The sequence below is a fragment of the Syntrophus aciditrophicus SB genome (genome assembly GCF_000013405.1).
Taxonomy (GTDB): Bacteria; Desulfobacterota; Syntrophia; order Syntrophales; family Syntrophaceae; genus Syntrophus; species Syntrophus aciditrophicus.
This window is the reverse complement of record NC_007759.1, coordinates 830,303-847,292: the sequence shown is the minus strand read 5'-3', so window position 1 is coordinate 847,292 and position 16,990 is coordinate 830,303. Positions and strand designations below refer to the sequence as shown.

General features: G+C 52.3%; 10 protein-coding genes. 2 read left to right on the top strand and 8 right to left on the bottom strand.

Features of this window, described 5'->3' with window-relative positions:
• Window positions 1-109: 109 nt before the first annotated feature.
• Complete coding sequence (locus SYN_RS16725) at window positions 110-1,426, bottom strand: methylated-DNA--[protein]-cysteine S-methyltransferase (RefSeq protein WP_158302913.1); 1,317 nt, start codon at window positions 1,424-1,426, stop codon at window positions 110-112.
• A gap of 145 nt (window positions 1,427-1,571) precedes the next feature.
• Window positions 1,572-2,399: a nitroreductase family protein gene (locus SYN_RS03915; protein WP_011416737.1), complete on the bottom strand. Its 828-nt coding sequence runs from the start codon at window positions 2,397-2,399 to the stop codon at window positions 1,572-1,574.
• A 274-nt stretch (window positions 2,400-2,673) separates the two neighbouring features.
• Here SYN_RS03915 and SYN_RS03910 point away from each other — a divergent pair, with 274 nt between their 5' ends.
• Complete coding sequence (locus SYN_RS03910) at window positions 2,674-4,038, top strand: NAD(P)/FAD-dependent oxidoreductase (protein ID WP_041585354.1); 1,365 nt, start codon at window positions 2,674-2,676, stop codon at window positions 4,036-4,038.
• 125 nt (window positions 4,039-4,163) lie between these two features.
• Complete coding sequence (locus SYN_RS03905; protein ID WP_011416735.1) at window positions 4,164-4,703, top strand: THUMP domain-containing protein; 540 nt, start codon at window positions 4,164-4,166, stop codon at window positions 4,701-4,703.
• Window positions 4,704-4,819: 116 nt separating this feature from the next.
• On the opposite strand, the gene SYN_RS03900 is transcribed toward SYN_RS03905, so the two are convergent.
• The 6 genes from SYN_RS03900 to SYN_RS03870 form a co-directional block, all read right to left on the bottom strand.
• Window positions 4,820-5,173, bottom strand: coding sequence for a hypothetical protein (locus SYN_RS03900; protein ID WP_041584690.1), 354 nt, complete (start codon window positions 5,171-5,173; stop codon window positions 4,820-4,822).
• 16 nt (window positions 5,174-5,189) lie between these two features.
• The gene (locus SYN_RS03895; RefSeq protein WP_011416733.1) at window positions 5,190-5,756 is read right to left on the bottom strand and encodes a surface-adhesin E family protein; all 567 of its coding nucleotides are present in this window, start codon (window positions 5,754-5,756) and stop codon (window positions 5,190-5,192) included.
• A gap of 613 nt (window positions 5,757-6,369) precedes the next feature.
• Window positions 6,370-7,560, bottom strand: a complete 1,191-nt coding sequence (locus tag SYN_RS03885; RefSeq protein ID WP_041585353.1) for an ATP-binding protein — start codon at window positions 7,558-7,560, stop codon at window positions 6,370-6,372.
• Window positions 7,561-7,910: 350 nt separating this feature from the next.
• Window positions 7,911-12,716 (bottom strand): AAA domain-containing protein, encoded by a 4,806-nt coding sequence (locus tag SYN_RS03880; protein ID WP_158302912.1) that lies wholly within the window; start codon window positions 12,714-12,716, stop codon window positions 7,911-7,913.
• A 482-nt stretch (window positions 12,717-13,198) separates the two neighbouring features.
• Window positions 13,199-15,019 (bottom strand): UvrD-helicase domain-containing protein, encoded by a 1,821-nt coding sequence (locus SYN_RS03875; RefSeq protein WP_011416728.1) that lies wholly within the window; start codon window positions 15,017-15,019, stop codon window positions 13,199-13,201.
• Entirely contained in the window at window positions 15,006-16,916 is a 1,911-nt protein-coding gene (locus SYN_RS03870) for an ATP-dependent nuclease (protein ID WP_011416727.1), read from the bottom strand. Before SYN_RS03870 ends, SYN_RS03875 begins: the two co-directional genes overlap by 14 nt.
• Between the last annotated feature and the right edge of the window lie 74 nt (window positions 16,917-16,990).

Here is a 16,990-nt window from a genome sequence, read left to right as displayed (position 1 = left end):
GGCAGGACGAAGTCGACGCAGGCGCGCATATGTCGACCGTCGAGTGGCCGATCATGCTGTCAACGAACAGTGCGCTCGGATATGGCATCAGGACAACAACCGGTTGGAGTTACGAGGCCGAAACCCAATCCTTCTTTCTCAGGGTCACCCGGAACAGTTTTCGGGGAAGGTCGCCTTCTTCGAATTCGTCGATGCCGACCAGATCATAGCCTCCGGCCAGTCGTTCGACCTTTTCCCTGGTGAAAAAATGGACGATAAAACCGCCGACCTCATACAGATCCTCGCCCCGGGAGATGCCGGCGCCGTAATGCGCATCGCCGGTGTGACGAACCGTGTAGATGTTCAGCCCAGCGGGACGCAGGACCCGACGCACTTCGCTGGACAGTCTTTCCAGTTCAGCAGTCGTCAACGCCATACAGTAGAGCATGTGCGAAAAGCAGGCATCGAAAATCCCATCTTCAAAGGGAAGCGGCTCCCGGATGTCATGCCGGATGGCCTTCACTTTGTCGGACAAACCCATTTGCCGGGCCTTTTCCGCAATAGTTGTTATCGACTGTTCGGAATAATCGAGGACATCCACCTGGAACCCCTGGCTGGCAAAGAACAGGGCATCCCGGCCCTGCCCTCCCCCCAGTTCGAGGATCCTCCTTTTTCCTTCTTTCAGAAACAGCTCCACGGCAATCCGCGCCGGCTCACTGGGTTCAATGCCGAACAGGTCTTCTGCTTCAGAAAATGTGTTTTCCCAGTGCCTCTGCTGCGCATTCAGCGTCTCATTCACGATCAGTTTTCCGCTATGCTCCTTTTCCCCGACTCTTCCAGCTTCATCCCGATAGAAGAAATCCTGCGTTGCGACATGATTTTTATCCTGAAAGACAATCCCTTCCATCTCCAGCAATTTTCTTTTCATTTCCAGACCGTATTGGAAGCCTCCCAGACTTCCATCGGAACGGATCGCGCGGTGACAGGGAACCACAAGAGGGAAGGGATTGTTCGCCAGGGCGGTTCCCACGGCTCGGGCTCCTTTCGGGTTATCCAGGTGTTTCGCAATCAATCCGTATGTGCTGATCCGGCCCCGGGGTATGGCATAATCGGCGAGCAGAACTCTCTTTTGAAAGGCGGTACAGAGATCAAGGCGAAGGCTGTCGAGAGAAAATCGAGAATCCTCGCCGCCCAGAAAAGCCGCGATCTGATCGAGGATCAGGCCGATCTCCTCACAGGAAGCGCCCCTGGAATGAGGGAAAAGCGCCCGGACAGCCTGCCCGGCTGAGATTTCCGGAGCGGACAGCAGGATGCGGCCGATCTTCGGTTCGCCTCCATGAACCGACCACAGTACGGCCACAGGGCCAAAGGGTGTGTCGCGAAGACAGAACGCCGGGGTATGAGTTGCTTCCTGATTCATCAGTTCATCAACTCGAATATGGGCCATGATCATTATTTTCCATTTCTGCCCCTTTCCATATTCAGAAGATTGACAAAGAAAAGCCGCTCACGAAGGAGGGCTCTCCTGTTGCAGCAGGATCCCGCAGACCTCGGACGCCTGCGGAACCGCGACCGCTTTTAGCTGCCCTGTTCTACCGCCAGGTGACCGCGGCTTTTTTTCTCAGGGGAATGCGGTAATATCGGACATCAGGATAACCGATCATCATGGCCCCGAAAACTTCATGACCTTCCGGAAGGTTGAGCGCCTCCATGATTGAAGGACAGGCATTGGCGGCTCTCGTGAAAAAGCCTGCCCAGCACGCACCCAGACCTTTTGAAAACGCTGCAAGCTCCATACAGGTCAGGGCGATAATACAGGAACTCTGGGACGCGCCAATGGCTGACGGAGCATGGGTAATGATGAGATGGGGCGCTCCGCGACAGATCCGATCTTCCCCCTTCTCCCAATCGGAGACAAACCGCTCCATCCCCAGGCCTTTCGCCAGTTTCGGATCTTCCCTGATGACCGACCGCATCCAGTCAATGACCAGACCGGCCAGGCGATTCACATCCCCGGCATCCTGTATGACCAGCCAGTTTACCGGCTGCAGATTGACCGCTGTCGGGGCGTAGCGGGCCGTATCGATGATGTCGGCCAGAATTTCCCGATCGACGGGCTGTTTTTTGTAGATTCGAATCGATCTCCGGTTCGTCAGGAAGCACTTGACCTGTTCCGCGGAGGGCAGCATCGTCGTGTCGACCGGCAGGCACTGCTCCGGTTTCATTGTATTCAGAGACAGGGCGCCGTAAGGGCAGACGGCCACACAATGACCACAGCGGATACACTGTTTTTCCGCTCGATCGATAGGGACGGGAAGTTTGTCTTCTTCACTGACCGTAATCAGTTTCAACGGGCATACCGCCGCACAGATTCCATCACGTTTGCATTTCTGAATATCGATTTCAAAAAGGGTATTCATGATTATTCTCTCCTGATTTATCTGTTTCTTTTAATGCTGAAAATGAGCCGTTTCAGGGATTGCGTTTCGCAAACCGGCAGGCAGGAGCACTCCAGCCCTCAACGCGAAAAAACTGAAACCGCTGAAGTTGACATTCCGCTTTATTTACCACGCCTGACGCCTTCATTGAAGTGCAATCATCTTCATCTGGAAAAAATTTCCATAACTATTGACAATATCTCCACGGAGACGGATAGTTATGGCATGCAATGGACAGATTTGCGGAAGGGTTTCCATGGAATACGAGGTTATCATAGTCGGAGCCGGACCGGGGGGAATTTTCGCGGCATTGACTCTCGCGGATCTGGGGATCGAGCCGGTACTCGTGATCGAGAAGGGAAAGGATCTGAGCGATCGCCGGCGGGGTAAATCTCAGGATATGCTTTGCGGCTGGGGAGGCGCGGGGGCGTACAGTGACGGCAAGCTGACGCTTTCCCCTGAAGTCGGCGGATTCCTGAACGATTACGTGGAACCGAATGCGCTCCGGGAGCTTCTTTCCCACACCGACGCGATCTATGTGGCCCATGGCGCCCCCGACCGATTGTACGGAGGATCTTCAGATGCCGTTAAAGATCTTGCCGACCGGGCACGGATTGCCGATCTGGAACTGGTGCCCATGCAAGTGCGGCATATCGGCACGGAAAACTGCTCTGTCGTTCTGCAGAGTCTGCAGCGATCCCTTACCGGCCGCGTGGATGTGCGCACCTGCACCCCCGTCGAGAAGCTCCTGACGGAAAACGGACAGATTTCCGGTGTGGAGCTCGCCAGTGGCCAGAGGATTCGAAGCCGATATGTTCTTGCGGCTCCGGGCCGCTCAGGTTCACGATGGATGAAAAGGGAAGCGGAGCTTCTGGGACTGAAGAACAGGCCGAGCCCGGTCGATATCGGCGTCCGGGTGGAACTGCCGGCAATTGTCCTCAAGGACATCACGGACGTCATCTATGAATCGAAGCTCATCCATTACTCAAAGACCTTCGACGACAAGGTTCGCACGTTCTGCATGAACCCCTACGGGGAAGTTGTATGCGAGGAATCGGGTGACGTGGCCGCGGTCAACGGCCACAGCTATACGGAGGCCAGAAGCGAGAACACGAATTTTGCCATTCTCGTAAGCAGCATATTCACGGAACCCTTCGATGATCCCATCGGTTACGGGCGCTATATCGCCAGGCTGGCGAACCTCCTGGGAAACGGAGTGATCGTTCAGAGGCTGGGAGACCTCCTTTCCGGTCGGCGCAGCACACCGTCACGCATAGCACGCTGCCTCACCCGCCCCACTCTTTCCAACGCCACTCCAGGCGACCTGAGTTTTGTTCTTCCTTACCGTCACCTGGTCAATATTCTTGAGATGCTTCAGGCGCTGGACAGACTTGCACCGGGGATTTACTCACGCCATACTCTTCTGTACGGGGTCGAAGTGAAATTCTATTCCCACAGGATCGATGTCTCACCGGAAATGGAAGCCGGCGTGCGCAACCTATTCATCGTCGGCGACGGAGCGGGTGTCTCCCGGGGACTGCTTCAGGCTTCCGCCAGCGGGATACTTGCCGCGAGAGCCATTGCAAAAAGGATTCGGGACGCCTCCAGTCAGAGGGCATAGCCTCCCCGAAATCGAGCCGATCGGGACTGTAAAAAGCTTGCCGTGGGGATTGTGATATTCACTTTTCCAGAGAAATGGATACAAGGAACCGCGGACAGGTTCCGCGACTGCACCGGAGGTGATTTATGCCGGAATGGAATGCCGTCATCAACATCCATGACCGGGGCTTGAAGGACGCCTTTGATAAACTTGGCAGTTTCGGGGTTCTGGCCAAAACGTCCTTTCTCAATGTGCTGCTCCTGAAAACGGATGACATTGATAATCTTCTTCAGAAGCTCAGGGAAGGGATGGAGGAAGATCCCGCCTCCTGGTCTTTCCTTTCGCGGTTGATCCCGGTTACCTCGACCTTCACTTTTCAGTCACCCGAAGAATTCGAGAAACGCGCGAAGGAAGTGGTCCTGAAATGGGCCCCTGAACTGGCAGACAGGAGCTTTTACGTGCGAATGAGAAGGCGCGGGTTTAAAGGGAAACTGTCCAGCCAGGACGAAGAGCGCTTTCTCGACACCTGCCTTCTCGACGCGCTTGAAAAGGCAGGGAGACCGGGCCATATCACATTTCATGATCCGGACGCCCTGATCGTCCTCGAAACCGTCGGTTCATGGGCCGGCCTTTCTTTCTGGACCCGGGAGGATCTGCGCCGTTATCCTTTTATCCGGACAGATTGAACACTCCTGCATAACCCCATCTAAACGATCACGGTTTCTCCGCTGACACTCCATTTCGTCGAAATCGCACTATATACGGAATCCAGATCGTCTGCTGCCGGATCTTGAATGGATGTTTACGACTCTTCTGTTCTTCCCACCAATGCATAGACCCCTTTGCTGATTGATTTTACCTCATTGTTCTTCTTCAGTTTAATCAGGACCTGATTGATTTGCTGTTTGGTGAGTTTAGTTTTTTCGACGATCGTATTGAGAGATACGCCCTCACTATTGCCGCTTCTTATAACGTGAAGAATATCATCATACCTGGAGCCTGACTGTTTCTTTTTACGCGTTTTCTGCGGTCTGGCGACTTCCCGTTCGGATTTGAATAATTCCCTGGAGTTCAAGAATTTAATAAGAAAGTCCTCTGGCCCCTCAATTTCAACTTCTGTGTTGCCATGTTTAATTTTTATTTTGACTGTTTTCATATCTCTCCCTTCGTCGTTATTGTTTTTTACAGACCTTTCCCCGTAATGCATCGATTACGGAACCAGGAGTTATAGAACCCCAGTCCGGTTTATCAAAGGAAAGACTATCCAATACATGATCATCCGTATCATGTTCAATAATAGATAAAATACGATACGTTTTTTTCTTACAGTCTATTTCCTGTAAAATAAGTTTATAAGAAAGCTTTTCATATCCTTTTGTTGAAAGTCGCTGGCTCCTGTAATATTCAATATCTTCTTCTCTGCTTTTATCTGAAATTATTTTTTTCTCCCATACCTGAAGCACATCTGCCGTTCTCTGTTTTATACTTGTCTTATTGTATGAATAAACATCCCCTTTATTACTCCTCCCATATTCCAGCCAGTCAGAGGAAGCGGCAGCGGGCGGAGAAGGTTTGGGTAACTGATCATCCACTTTACCATCATTGGAACATCCCCAGGAAACGACCAGGGCGAGAAGAAACGACAATAAAATTATGGGTCTGATTATTTTCATAACGATCCCCTTTCCTGAACGCAAATCACCCTCGAGTCGACCGGGCGTCCATTTCTGATTTTTCATTCGACATTTCTCATGAATAAAAGAAGAAACACATCAAATATTTTTTCTGATTTCGACCCTGATCATTTTTACGGGTAATACTGTATGGGCTCTGTGCCTTCCTTACAGAAATCTTCCCAGCCATTCAGCGTTTGATCAATATTTGTTACTTTAAACTCTATACAATAATGATCACGAAAAATCGTAGGGCTGATACCTTCACAATGGCCGGTAATTATTTCATTTATCCCGTCATGCCTGTAATAGACAACGACCTTGTTCACCCACATCATTCTTATCTGATCCAGTTTCCATATCCCACTTTTTGAGATCCCGTCAGGATTGAGAACAAGGTTCTTCTGAGATCCCTCCTGCTGTGTAAAAACACATACACACTGATCATCAGGTGATAAAACATCTTGAAGACAATTGACCATCGCCGGACATTCCTTTTTAAAGATGACATCTTACAGCGTTTGTTTCTGTACTGCAGAAAACATTATTTTTATTTATCATCCTTTTTTGTATTTGAAAATTTATTTAATAAAGATGCGGAACATTTGAATGACCGTAATACGGAGACGGGAGTGTTCATGATTCAACCTCTGCGCAAAGGATGATGCCGGTTCCAAAATTAAAGAAACCAGGGAAGAACGATAAAATTCTTCCGCGCATAAGTCGCATCGCCGGCGTGAACGAGAACGCCGGTCTCGGAGGCGGGGGAGCCGAGAGCACAGAAGTAACGGAGACCCTCAAAAAACGAGGCATTGACGGTCCGGCCGGACTTGATCTCCAGAGGAATCAGTTTTTGACCTGCATCGATAACCAGATCAACCTCATGACCTGTCCGATCCCGCCAGAAAAAGAGAGGGGGTATCTCTCCCCGATGGGCAAACGCCTTGAACAGCTCAGAAAAAACAAAGGTCTCGAAAATCGGCCCTCTCAGGGCGTGGGTCACGAGGTCGGACGGCTCCCGGATTCTCAGCAGAAAGCAGAGAAGCCCCGTGTCGAGAAAATACAGTTTCGGGCTTTTGATCAAGCGCTTGGAGAAGTTGGCGTGATGAGGCGGAAGCAGGTGAAGAATGAATCCGGCCTGGAGGACGGAAATCCATTGCCGCGCTGTCGTATGGGAAATCCCGCAATCGACAGCCAGTGAAGAGAGATTGAGCAGTTGCCCTGATCGCCCGGCACAGAGCCGGACAAACCGTTGAAAGGCGTCGAGATTGCCGATATTGGAGATATCTCGGACATCTCTTTCCACGTACGTCTGGTAATAAGAAGAAAGCCAATCCCGGGCGATCAGTCCCTTGTCATGAATGCGGGGATACAATCCCGTATGCAGAATCGTTTCCAGCTCGAAAGGAGGTTTCTCTCGGGCTGCCGGGAGACGGTCAATGCTGAGGGGATCAGCGGAAGGTCGAGTCAGCAGTTCATCAAGACTGAAGGGCAAAAGATGAACAACGGCCGTCCGACCGGCCAGGGTCTGACTGATCCGGCCCATGAGAGGCAGTTGCTGCGATCCCGTGAGAATGAAATGTCCCGGAAAATCCTCGCTGTCCACAATGACCTGGATATAGGAGAGAAGCATCGGCGCCCGCTGGATTTCATCCAGAATCACACCGCCCGTGAAACGTTTGAGGAATCCTTTCGGATCGGTTGCGGCAAAATCCTTCTCATCCGGTTCTTCCAGGCTGACGTAGGTATAATCGGGAAATGCCATTCTGGCAAGGGTCGTTTTCCCCGATTGCCGGGGACCGGTAATCGAGACGACAGGAAACTGCCGGGCAAGAGAAAGTATTTTATCCGTTAGCGTTCGACTTATCATTTTGAATTCATAAAGCAAAATGAAGGTTATGTCAAATTGAAAGTCATACTTTCAATCAGCCAAAACGGGTAGGGCCTCGACTTTCCATAAGGTACAAAATGGCCTCAATGGGATCGGGCAAGGGAATAGTTTAGTCTTCTCCTCATAAGCCTCAACGCGTGTTGTTAAAACATTGAGGCGATCTTTTTCCGCCGAGCCTGGTTTGGGGTCGAGAATCTGAGCTGTCTGAGCTCAATTTCCTCAATTGTGGCTTCGTAGTCGGCTTCCGTTTTTTTGGGTTTAATTTCCATATCTGTGCTCTTCTCAAATTGTAGCGGCACCTATCCTGTCGCACTCTTGGTTTTTTGTGTTCACAGCAGCCTTATGATTCCGCCATCAATTGCAATCTTCCCCTCTCGGACAAGCATCGCCAGTTCCGCCTCCAGTTTCTTGCGAACATTGACACCCAGCCGTTTGAAACCTTTCGAATTGGCTAAATCACGCAGGAAGGTCTCAAGCAATGCCGTTCCACCAAGCTTTTCGAGAAGTGCCTCGGTCTGGCTAGGATATACGTCGGTTGGCCTTATCGGCGAGGAACCGGCAAAGAGGTCGTTTTCCCTTTCATCCGTGCTAACATCTTCCATCACCTCGTTTTCCGGTTCATCCGATTCCGGCCCAAATCCAGCCCTAATCAGCTCGTCCAATTCGTGGATCAGGGTCATGTCAGAGGCCGTTGTCTCGCCGACATCCGCCTCCGGGAAAATTTCCAACTCTTCGAGTCGATCAAAAACCGGCCGCATAGCAAGATCCGGGTTACGATAGAACGCACTACCGCGAATCCTTATGAACTGCCAGCCCAAGCGTTCAAGGATGGCTTGACGCTCCATATCATCAGACAGCTTTTCCATCGGATGATAGCGGTCGCCATCGCACTCGATAGCTAGACGCTTGCCCGCACCCTCGACCACCATGTCGATCCGGTAATAACCTACCTGCCATTGCGACTTGACGCGGTACCCAGCGTTTGTAAGGCGCTTAAGAACATCGCGTTCGAAGGGTGATTCAGTCTTGCCGACCTCCTGGTTGAAGATCCGGAGGGATGCCAGTGGATCGCGGACGTGTTGAAGCAACTTGAGTCGAATGTCGCTGCTTTTGAGGTGAAGATCAGGATCAAACGAATGCATGACCCACATCTGGTCCCGGGCACGGCTGGCCGCGACGTTGTAACGCTTCTTGATCAATTCGAAGGCACCTTCGCCAGTGGTACGAAGTTGGCCCTCGTCTGACGAGCTATCGACCATCGATAAGAACATGATGTCACGCTCGTCTCCCTGGAACTCCCCGGAGATGCCCGCCTGGATGCGGCGCTTAGCGATTTCGAAACCGGATATTTCCTTATGAAGCATGGACTGGATCAGTAATGCCTGCGCACCGCCCAGCATGGAGATGATGCCGATGGTCTTGCCAGTATAACGCGGGTGACGAATCATCGCCTTGATGGTATCTATGATGCGCCGCGCCTCAGCCTTGTTGATGTCACCTTCGCGTACCCCGTCTACCCGACATCCGACACATGCCGGTTTAATGTCCGTCGAGTTCGATTCGCGCAGCGGTCGAATCTTCCCCTCGTAAGAAAGCAGATTGCTGAAGGCAATGATCTCAGGCACACTCCGGAAATGCTCGACTAGTCGGATCGCATCCCCGAATGATTCCCTCCCGATGTCATAGATTGAGAAGAGATTGTCGAAGAGGAATGAATTCGGAATATCCTGCAGCATTGACTTGCGCAGGTTTTCCAAGATTGTCTGTTTTTTGCCTACACCCAGGGGCGTGACCTGCTCATGGTCTCCGACGACTATGACCTGCTTGCCTAGATAAAGTGGAATCAATGCATTAAGGTCGGCTTGGCTGGCCTCGTCGATGATCACCACATCGAAGCGCGTCGCGCGTGGATCAAAGCTCTCGGCCAAGATTGAGATCGGCATAATCCAGACCGGTACCGCATCCGCACATTTCTTCATCAGTTTTCGCGATTCGGAAAGGAGTGTCTGTCGCTTGTCCAACTGCCGCGTATAAATAAGGCGCTTGGTCGCATCTAGCCAACCAACCAATGCCTGCCGAATTGAAGGATTTCCTTGCAGTCGTTCCAGCTGTTTACCCCAGGCCTTGGCATCGATCAGCCATTGCGTCACCTGCCGCAACGTTTCTCGCGTCCGGTCAATCTGTCGTTGTAGTTCATGGGTATCGAGTTTATCGCGCTCGGCAAGGGTGTAGTGCAACTGTCGCCATGTCCACGCCATAGCAAAATTCCCCGGGACTTTTCCATCATGATGCGGTGGCACTCGGTGGGTAATTTGCTCCGCCCAACCCGGTGCGATAAGGCCCAGTTTTCCAGCCAATGCATCTCTTTCGGCAACCAGCGGCTTCACTGCGTGCAATCGCCGCGTGTACTCCAGTGCCGAAGAGTAAGAATCAGGATTACGCGACCTGACGGCGGCGATAATGCGGCCAATGCAGCCGCGATCAGGCGATGTCGGATCAACTTGCGTGGCAAGGTTAGCAAGCTGACTGAAGTTAGCCTCGCATTCGCACAGTTTACGACGCCCTGCTTCAGTGCTCAGCAGCTTGGGTAGTATTGAAGACGCCAGCCGTTCTATAACCAAATATTCCGAAATCTGCGTTGCTTCCCGGGTAAGCGATGTGATCAGATCATCCAGTTTAAGTCCCACAGCCTTCAGCTTGGCTGTTAGCGGTTCCCATACCGAAGCGTGCCAGTCCAGGCACCGCTGGATTTCAGGAACGAGTGCACGACAGGCAAGCTCCGGGGCCGATCCAAGGCTGTTGAACGGCTGCTGGATGTGTTGCCCGATCATCGAATTCCACGCTAGTTCCAGTCTGGCTCGCAGGTACTCGAGTTCGGCAAGGTGTCCGAGAGCCTCGAAATGGTCGCGGTGACTCGGTTGTCCAGCCGTGACTGACGCTGTCTTTATGAAATGACGCCACTCGGAGTGGGTCGCCAGTTGCAGGAAACCAAGTTTCCCACCGGTATCGATGTGCCCGCAGATTTCGATGGAAATTTGGTGCTGCCTATGCACCGGCAGAGCCTCTGATAGTCGCGGGCTGTGGTGAAGCACCAGCGCGTGCTTCAAGTTGGCTTCCGCCGCTTCCTCGATATCGGCAATAAGTCGTTCCCATACCTCTCGTTCAGTACCGCCGTGAATGCCGGCGACGATGGCATAAGGACGCCATGCTTGATGACGCAGGTCATCGGAGAATTCCGCTGCCAGTTCAGTGGCCAGTTTCTCCAGCAATTCGCTGCCGCAATCGGACGGTTGCCAGTGATTGGCGTCAGACGACAGGTCGATCGTCGTGAGGTGCTGATACTCTGACACCATGATCTGGAATTGTCGCTCCGAGGGCAGCATCGCCATCTCCGGCAAGGGGTAGCGAGCATCTTGTTCTTCTTCCGCAGTATAGGAGGTGCCGAGGGCATATAACCGCACCAGTTCCTGTTCGGTCAGATTCAGTTCGGTCCCAAGTTTAATCGGCGACGGTATCCAGTCGTGTGCTTCACGGTTTATCGAGACGAACCGGGCAGCATCGGAAGGTGTGAAATGCCGGTCGCCTACAAAGATCTCGCGATACTCGTTCTCAAGTGCTTCACGCAGCCTGTGGCTCAGTTGCTTCATCTGGAACAACAAATTCCTGCGCTCGGCCTCGAAGTTCTTTGCCTTCTGGAGAAGGCTGTCAACGGTATTGCCGGTCAGGCGTTCGGTGATGGAGCTGATGGAGGATTCCAATTGCCGCCGGGCGTCCTGGTCACTGCCGAGGACCGAGACGGCTAAGGGTTGCAACATTTCTGGCACCTTTTCGCGTACCACTCGCAGCGCCTTGGCGGACTGCGCGGTGACCAGGATGGATTTTCCCTGCGCCAACAGGTGACCGATCAGATTGCCGATGGTGTGGGTTTTGCCGGTACCGGGCGGCCCTTGGACGATCACCGCTCCGCAATGTTCGAGCCGACGGATGATTTGCATTTGCTCGTCATTGGCTTCCTTCGCGAGAAGGATATCGTCGTCACTAAGGCTTTTCTCTGACGTACCGCCACTGAAACTGCCGGCGGAACAGGCACCGGAGCTTTCGCCTAGACCAGCACTCTCCCATTCGGCCATCGTACCGGTAATCTGTGCCAGCGACGGCGGGAAGACGTCCTGCTGTTCAATATCGTCGATGATGGCGTCGACGGCGTTGGCGATGCCAGCGACACGCTTTCTGAGGATCAGGACCATGTCCCGATACAGCCGTGGCGTAGCAGTAGCACCATCGTGGGGCAGATCGTCGAGAAACTCCCCTTTGAGCGGCGAAACCGTCTGGATGAAGGCGCGCAGGAAGGCTCCGGTGTCGTCCCATCCCAGGGGGTGATAGCCCGAGGTTTCAAGTTCTCTTTTCCGATTACGGATTGCAGCAGGAGCGACGTCTTCCAGATCGACGAACAGGCTGCCGTAAAGCTCTGGCTCCCGGTCGGTTTCGTGGATCGTAAATTCGGGGACGTTGGGATCAAATCGAAGCTCCACGCGTTTGAGCAGAACCGGATGATGCACTGTAACCGGACCGTCAATACCCGAAGTGGCCTTCCACAGGAAATGCCCATCTGCGACAAGCAATTCCAGTCCTTCGCCATCCTTCTCGATGGCAGAGTAGATGTCGTAGAACACCTCGAAGAAGGACATCGCCTTGCGGGCGGATAGTTCGGGCTCGATCCAAGCCTTGCGCTGTTCCGACCAAGCCTTCAAGTCAGCCACGCGCTGCGGGTCTTCATCGAACCGGATGGTGAGGGTCTTGCTTTCATTGTCGGTGGTGTTCTGGCTTTCTGCGACGGAAACCGTCCTGGCCGGATCGTCCCAGTTCGGTACCAGCCACGAGGCAATCGACGGCGGCGGCGGCGGGCACTTGGTCAACGGAGGACGCTTCACGCGCAGCAGCAAATCCGGGACCTCCTGGATGTTCTCCGTACGCACCGGTCGAAACAGTTGCATGGCTGGATGATTGGGCATGTCTGCCAGCCGGACGACCTTCGGCTGATCCGAAAGAACACGGACAGGACGGAAGCGAAGCTGATTGGCTTCCTTCAGGAACTGGTACAACTGGCGAATCTTGTTCTTAATGACATCATTCACGACGAGTCCTCCCATGCATCTGTCGGCTTATTGTTTTAATGGAACTGGTGCAACGGGCGAACTCAATCTGTGGAATGCTATTTCATCACCCAACAGATGCATCTTTCAACCGATAATGTTAAAAAACTGATACAGGAAAATTGCCCCGTACTTGGTACGGTCGATCTTGTTGATCGGATTCTCCTTTGAATCCGCAACGCCGAGCTTCTACAAGGAACACCACTTACTAATACTTAACCTGACTACTCGACATATTTAAGTTGCCGATTATTCTATTCCCTATAAAGACAGGCTCCAGACATAGATTTCAGTATGAAATATGGGCTGATGTCGAGTAGATAAGTTAATCCTTAGTAAGGCATATCGCCCACAGTCACCTGGCAGCGGAAGCCACAGGCTTTAGCTGCCAGGTGACTGTGATTTTAGCTATTTAGGTTACAACATTTTCGCCATAAAATAATCAAGACAATTTGCTTCACTTATCAACCCTCACCAATAAGAAGGATACAAGGGTCACCCTTAGGAGTTAAGATCGTGGCATGAAACTTTCCTCTCGTTATGCTAACTCGAAGATTCTGACGAGATTGGTCGCTATCATGCTTTCGTGAGTTGTACCGAACAATACGGTCGGCATTGTATGGAGGTTGTCCCTTCCGTTTAATCGGCCAACCTTCAAAGATAATCACCTCGTCGAACTGCTTGCCCTTAGCCTTGTGCATGTTCATTACCACAACACCAGATTCAGGATTGGCGTTAGTGGAAAAATGTTCCCGTACAAAAGCCTGTTGGGTGATCCTGAGAGCATTGTCATAGGCACCCTTGTCGCGCCAGTCTTGTGAAAGCTCTTGTCTTAACTGTGTGCCGCGTTCCAGAAGGCGGATATTTCGGACTTCTTCCGCAACTCTTTTAAGACGAGGGCAGGCGCCCTCTTCCAAAATGTTCCTAACTGCACGCCAATCTTTGTCAGGATCCCCTGTGAGCACTATCTTGCGCGTCGTACCATAAACAGCGATAATGGCGATAAGGATGCTTCTCTTGTTGATGTCCTTTCCGGCCGCTTGCCGGGAGCGCCAGTCATTATATGCCTTCTGGATATTCTCGGCCTCCTTGAGGTCGGCCTTTGTTGGGTTGTCGCCCCCCTTACCATGAAAATAGTTGCGCAACAGGTCGATAAAGTGCTTGAAGTGGCTGCCGTCCATATCGGGCTGCATCAGGAAGGCGATTATCTCGGCTCCCAAGATGGCGGCCTCCGTCTCGATGGCGGCCGCATGAGGAATCTTGGTCATACCTGCAAGGGGTGACCGAAAGCTATCCGAGACAAGGCGAGTCATCTTTTTCGTAGGCACGAGGATGGCTAAAGAACAATCCTCTCGACCACTATTGATGAGACGTTTTCTGGCTTTGTAAGTGGTAGTAACTAGAGCAGAAAAAGCCTGATTGAAATTTGGAGTATAGACATCGATTTGCACTCCCCTGTAGGGCTCTTCCCGGAACTTGCCCGTAAGAATGTCATTGCCGAACGCAACGATATCGATGCCGGCACTGCGGTGATTATCAGTGCTGAGGTCCACCTCGGTTGGCGCGAATGCGTCTTTGAAGTGGCTTAAGCGTTTAGGGTCAGCCCCGATCCAGTCATATATGCGCTGCTCAGGATCAGCGAGGGCGAGTAATATGCTGTGCTCACCAAGCGCCTGCACGACGCGCCACTGCTCGACATTTGTGTCCTGAAATTCGTCAAGGATGATGACTGGATACATGGTGGCGATCAGCTTACGGATGCGCTTGCTCCCCTGCAGGATATCCCCAGTATACTGCGCGAAAAGGTCAAAGCAGACGCAACCCTCAATCCGTGCGAGTCTCAGACGTTCCGCGTCTTCCCTTGCACGCTTCTCGGCTTTCTCAGCATTATTCAGTTTGGACGCTGGCGCATAACCACTCCGAATCGTCGAAAGCTCTATAGCTTCGCTTGGTGGTGTGAGGATGGAGAGCTGCCTCGGTAAGCCGACTAGATAACCATGCGCTTTGAGAATACGCCAAAAAAACGAATGATACGTCTCGACATCGATCCGTTTCTTCTGCTCGTGCGGAATCTGTTGCTCATATTCAATGGCTTCAACAACCCTTGAAACGGTCGCACGGGCAAAACTGAGAAACAGAATTTTCTGATCTGGACGTAGACCGCATCCAGCGATTTGCGCTGCCTTGAGAATAGAAATAGTAGTCTTACCGGAGCCAGGTCCTCCCGTGACGAGGACGTGCCCTTCGGCGTCCATGATCTTTGTCTGTTTCTCAGTTAGTTGCATCCACGTCTACTCCCTGTTCAGAATCTGGAGCTTCGGGTGCGTTGAGCGCGCCGCCGTCGGCATCACCAACGTGGACAGGTTCGCAAATTGCTTTCAAGGATAAGCAGGTGTCCCGTAGCCATTCTGGTATTTCGTCCTCAGTGCACTGCGCGAGGAAATCAGATACGCCCCAATCGGCCTTTTTTCCACAGAAATAGTCGCTCAACGCAGCCTGCGCTTGGGCTTCAGGGTCTGGGTATTTCTGCTGAAGGTGTTGGGGCCAGACGATCAATTTGGTAAAGCGCTTCAAGGCGTCTTCGGTGGTGTTTTTGAGGACGAGGTCTTCGAAACCCTTTTCGTCGTGCATGAATAGAGTATCAACCTGTGCTTCAATCAGTGCCTTTTCCTCATCAGTCTGCTTATCACAGATGGCAAGAGTCCGCTTGCCAAGGTCACGATAAAGTTTGGCCAAATCGGAGATGTTCGTCTCCCCACCGGCATCGATTGTGCAGATACCCAACGCTTCCAAGGAGGAATACGTGGCAGGCTTCAACTCCGCCAAACGCCGACACACAACTGGAAATGACGCAGCTTCCGTCGCCCCTTCGGCGACCAAGATGCGGCGGGTCAGCAGACCTTCACAGAAACGGGTACGAAACTCCTGTCGATAGCGCTTTAGTTTCACACTATCAGGCAGGGTGATCGCGGACCGACGAAGCGCGCCTTGCGCGTCCCGAGCGAGGACAACAGTCTCCTCCAATGTGAACTCCTCAAGCACGTAAGGCGAGTGCGAGGTGAAAATGGTCTGCGAAGCGAGCGTGCGGATTTCGTGCACAATCCGCTTTTGCGCATAGGGTGGAATGGCCGTTTCCGGTTCTTCCATTGCGAAGATTACGTTTTGCTTGTCTTCGGCGATTTGAGATAGCATCGCCAGTACGAGCATGTTTATTGTCCCAGTACCCTGCCGATAGAACGGCGCAGCGTGGCGGCCCTCGCCTGTGGCGATAAAAGCGGTAATTACCTTCCGCAAATGCTCGCGGGTCAGGTTCGACACCTTTAGATGGGGTTCGATCCCCCATTCTTTCGGTACATATTTTTGGAGCGCCGCGTTGATGCTTTCCAGCACGCCGGAAATGCCCAATTCCGGGTCACTCGCAACCGAGTACGAATCCAATTTGCTTATCGTGTACTCCCACATCTGTGGCCTGACCTCTTTCAGGCGCAGAATGATGTCGAGCAGGCTGCCTCGCTCCAAGCTAAGCGCGCGTGAACCCGTACGTAGGGAGCGAAGATATAGGAAACCACAAATCTGCTTGTCCTTCTTGGAGAACACCACAGGGTTGTCACCTTCGGAGAGACTGCGGGTGAAGTAGGTCTTCCCCTTGAAGTCATCTTCTTCCGGGTCGTACCAGCCGATGAAACTCACCCGTAGCGCTTCACTGATCGAGACAGCATCAACGCCGGCGGGATTGGGCTGGTCATAGAAGGTGTCGGTCGCCGTATCCCAGAACTCGGTGTAATCGCCGAACCTACCCTTCTGCTCTTCGGTCAAGTCTGCAACGGTAACCTCGATCTCAATCTGCGGTGCTTCAGCGGTAACATCACCATCAACCTGGACATCTGCATTATTAGCTACTGCATCAACGGCACCCTCAGCTTTAACGCCTTGTTCAGCTTTAGTACTCGTAGGCACCTCATCAGCAGATGCGTCAGAGATGTATTTGCCCTGATAGAAGTCATGCACGTCAACCGGGGGCACTCGGTTTAGACGGTCCGGCCCGAGCGCCAGGTCAATGGCTTCAAGTATTGTGGTTTTGCCTGTGTTATTGTCGCCGATTAATACAGAGTGCTTTGATAGGATAATGCTCGCATTCTGAATACCACGGAAGTTCTTTATTATGAGACGTGAGATCTGCATCCATACTCCTTATTTGTTTTTCTATAGCTATTTTCACTATCAGACACAGGCGGTGTCGATCTCAAAGCAAACGC

What these genes read in the sequence shown, in the direction of transcription:
- SYN_RS03905 (WP_011416735.1), top strand. Translation starts at nt 4,164, where the DNA reads ATGCCGGAATGGAATGCCGTCATCAACATCCATGACCGGGGCTTGAAG.
- SYN_RS03895 (WP_011416733.1), bottom strand. Translation starts at nt 5,756, where the DNA reads ATGAAAAATCAGAAATGGACGCCCGGTCGACTCGAGGGTGATTTGCGT.
- SYN_RS03885 (WP_041585353.1), bottom strand. Translation starts at nt 7,560, where the DNA reads ATGATAAGTCGAACGCTAACGGATAAAATACTTTCTCTTGCCCGGCAG.
- SYN_RS03900 (WP_041584690.1), bottom strand. Translation starts at nt 5,173, where the DNA reads ATGAAAACAGTCAAAATAAAAATTAAACATGGCAACACAGAAGTTGAA.
- SYN_RS03875 (WP_011416728.1), bottom strand. Translation starts at nt 15,019, where the DNA reads ATGCAACTAACTGAGAAACAGACAAAGATCATGGACGCCGAAGGGCAC.
- SYN_RS03870 (WP_011416727.1), bottom strand. Translation starts at nt 16,916, where the DNA reads ATGCAGATCTCACGTCTCATAATAAAGAACTTCCGTGGTATTCAGAAT.
- SYN_RS03915 (WP_011416737.1), bottom strand. Translation starts at nt 2,399, where the DNA reads ATGAATACCCTTTTTGAAATCGATATTCAGAAATGCAAACGTGATGGA.
- SYN_RS16725 (WP_158302913.1), bottom strand. Translation starts at nt 1,426, where the DNA reads ATGGCCCATATTCGAGTTGATGAACTGATGAATCAGGAAGCAACTCAT.
- SYN_RS03910 (WP_041585354.1), top strand. Translation starts at nt 2,674, where the DNA reads ATGGAATACGAGGTTATCATAGTCGGAGCCGGACCGGGGGGAATTTTC.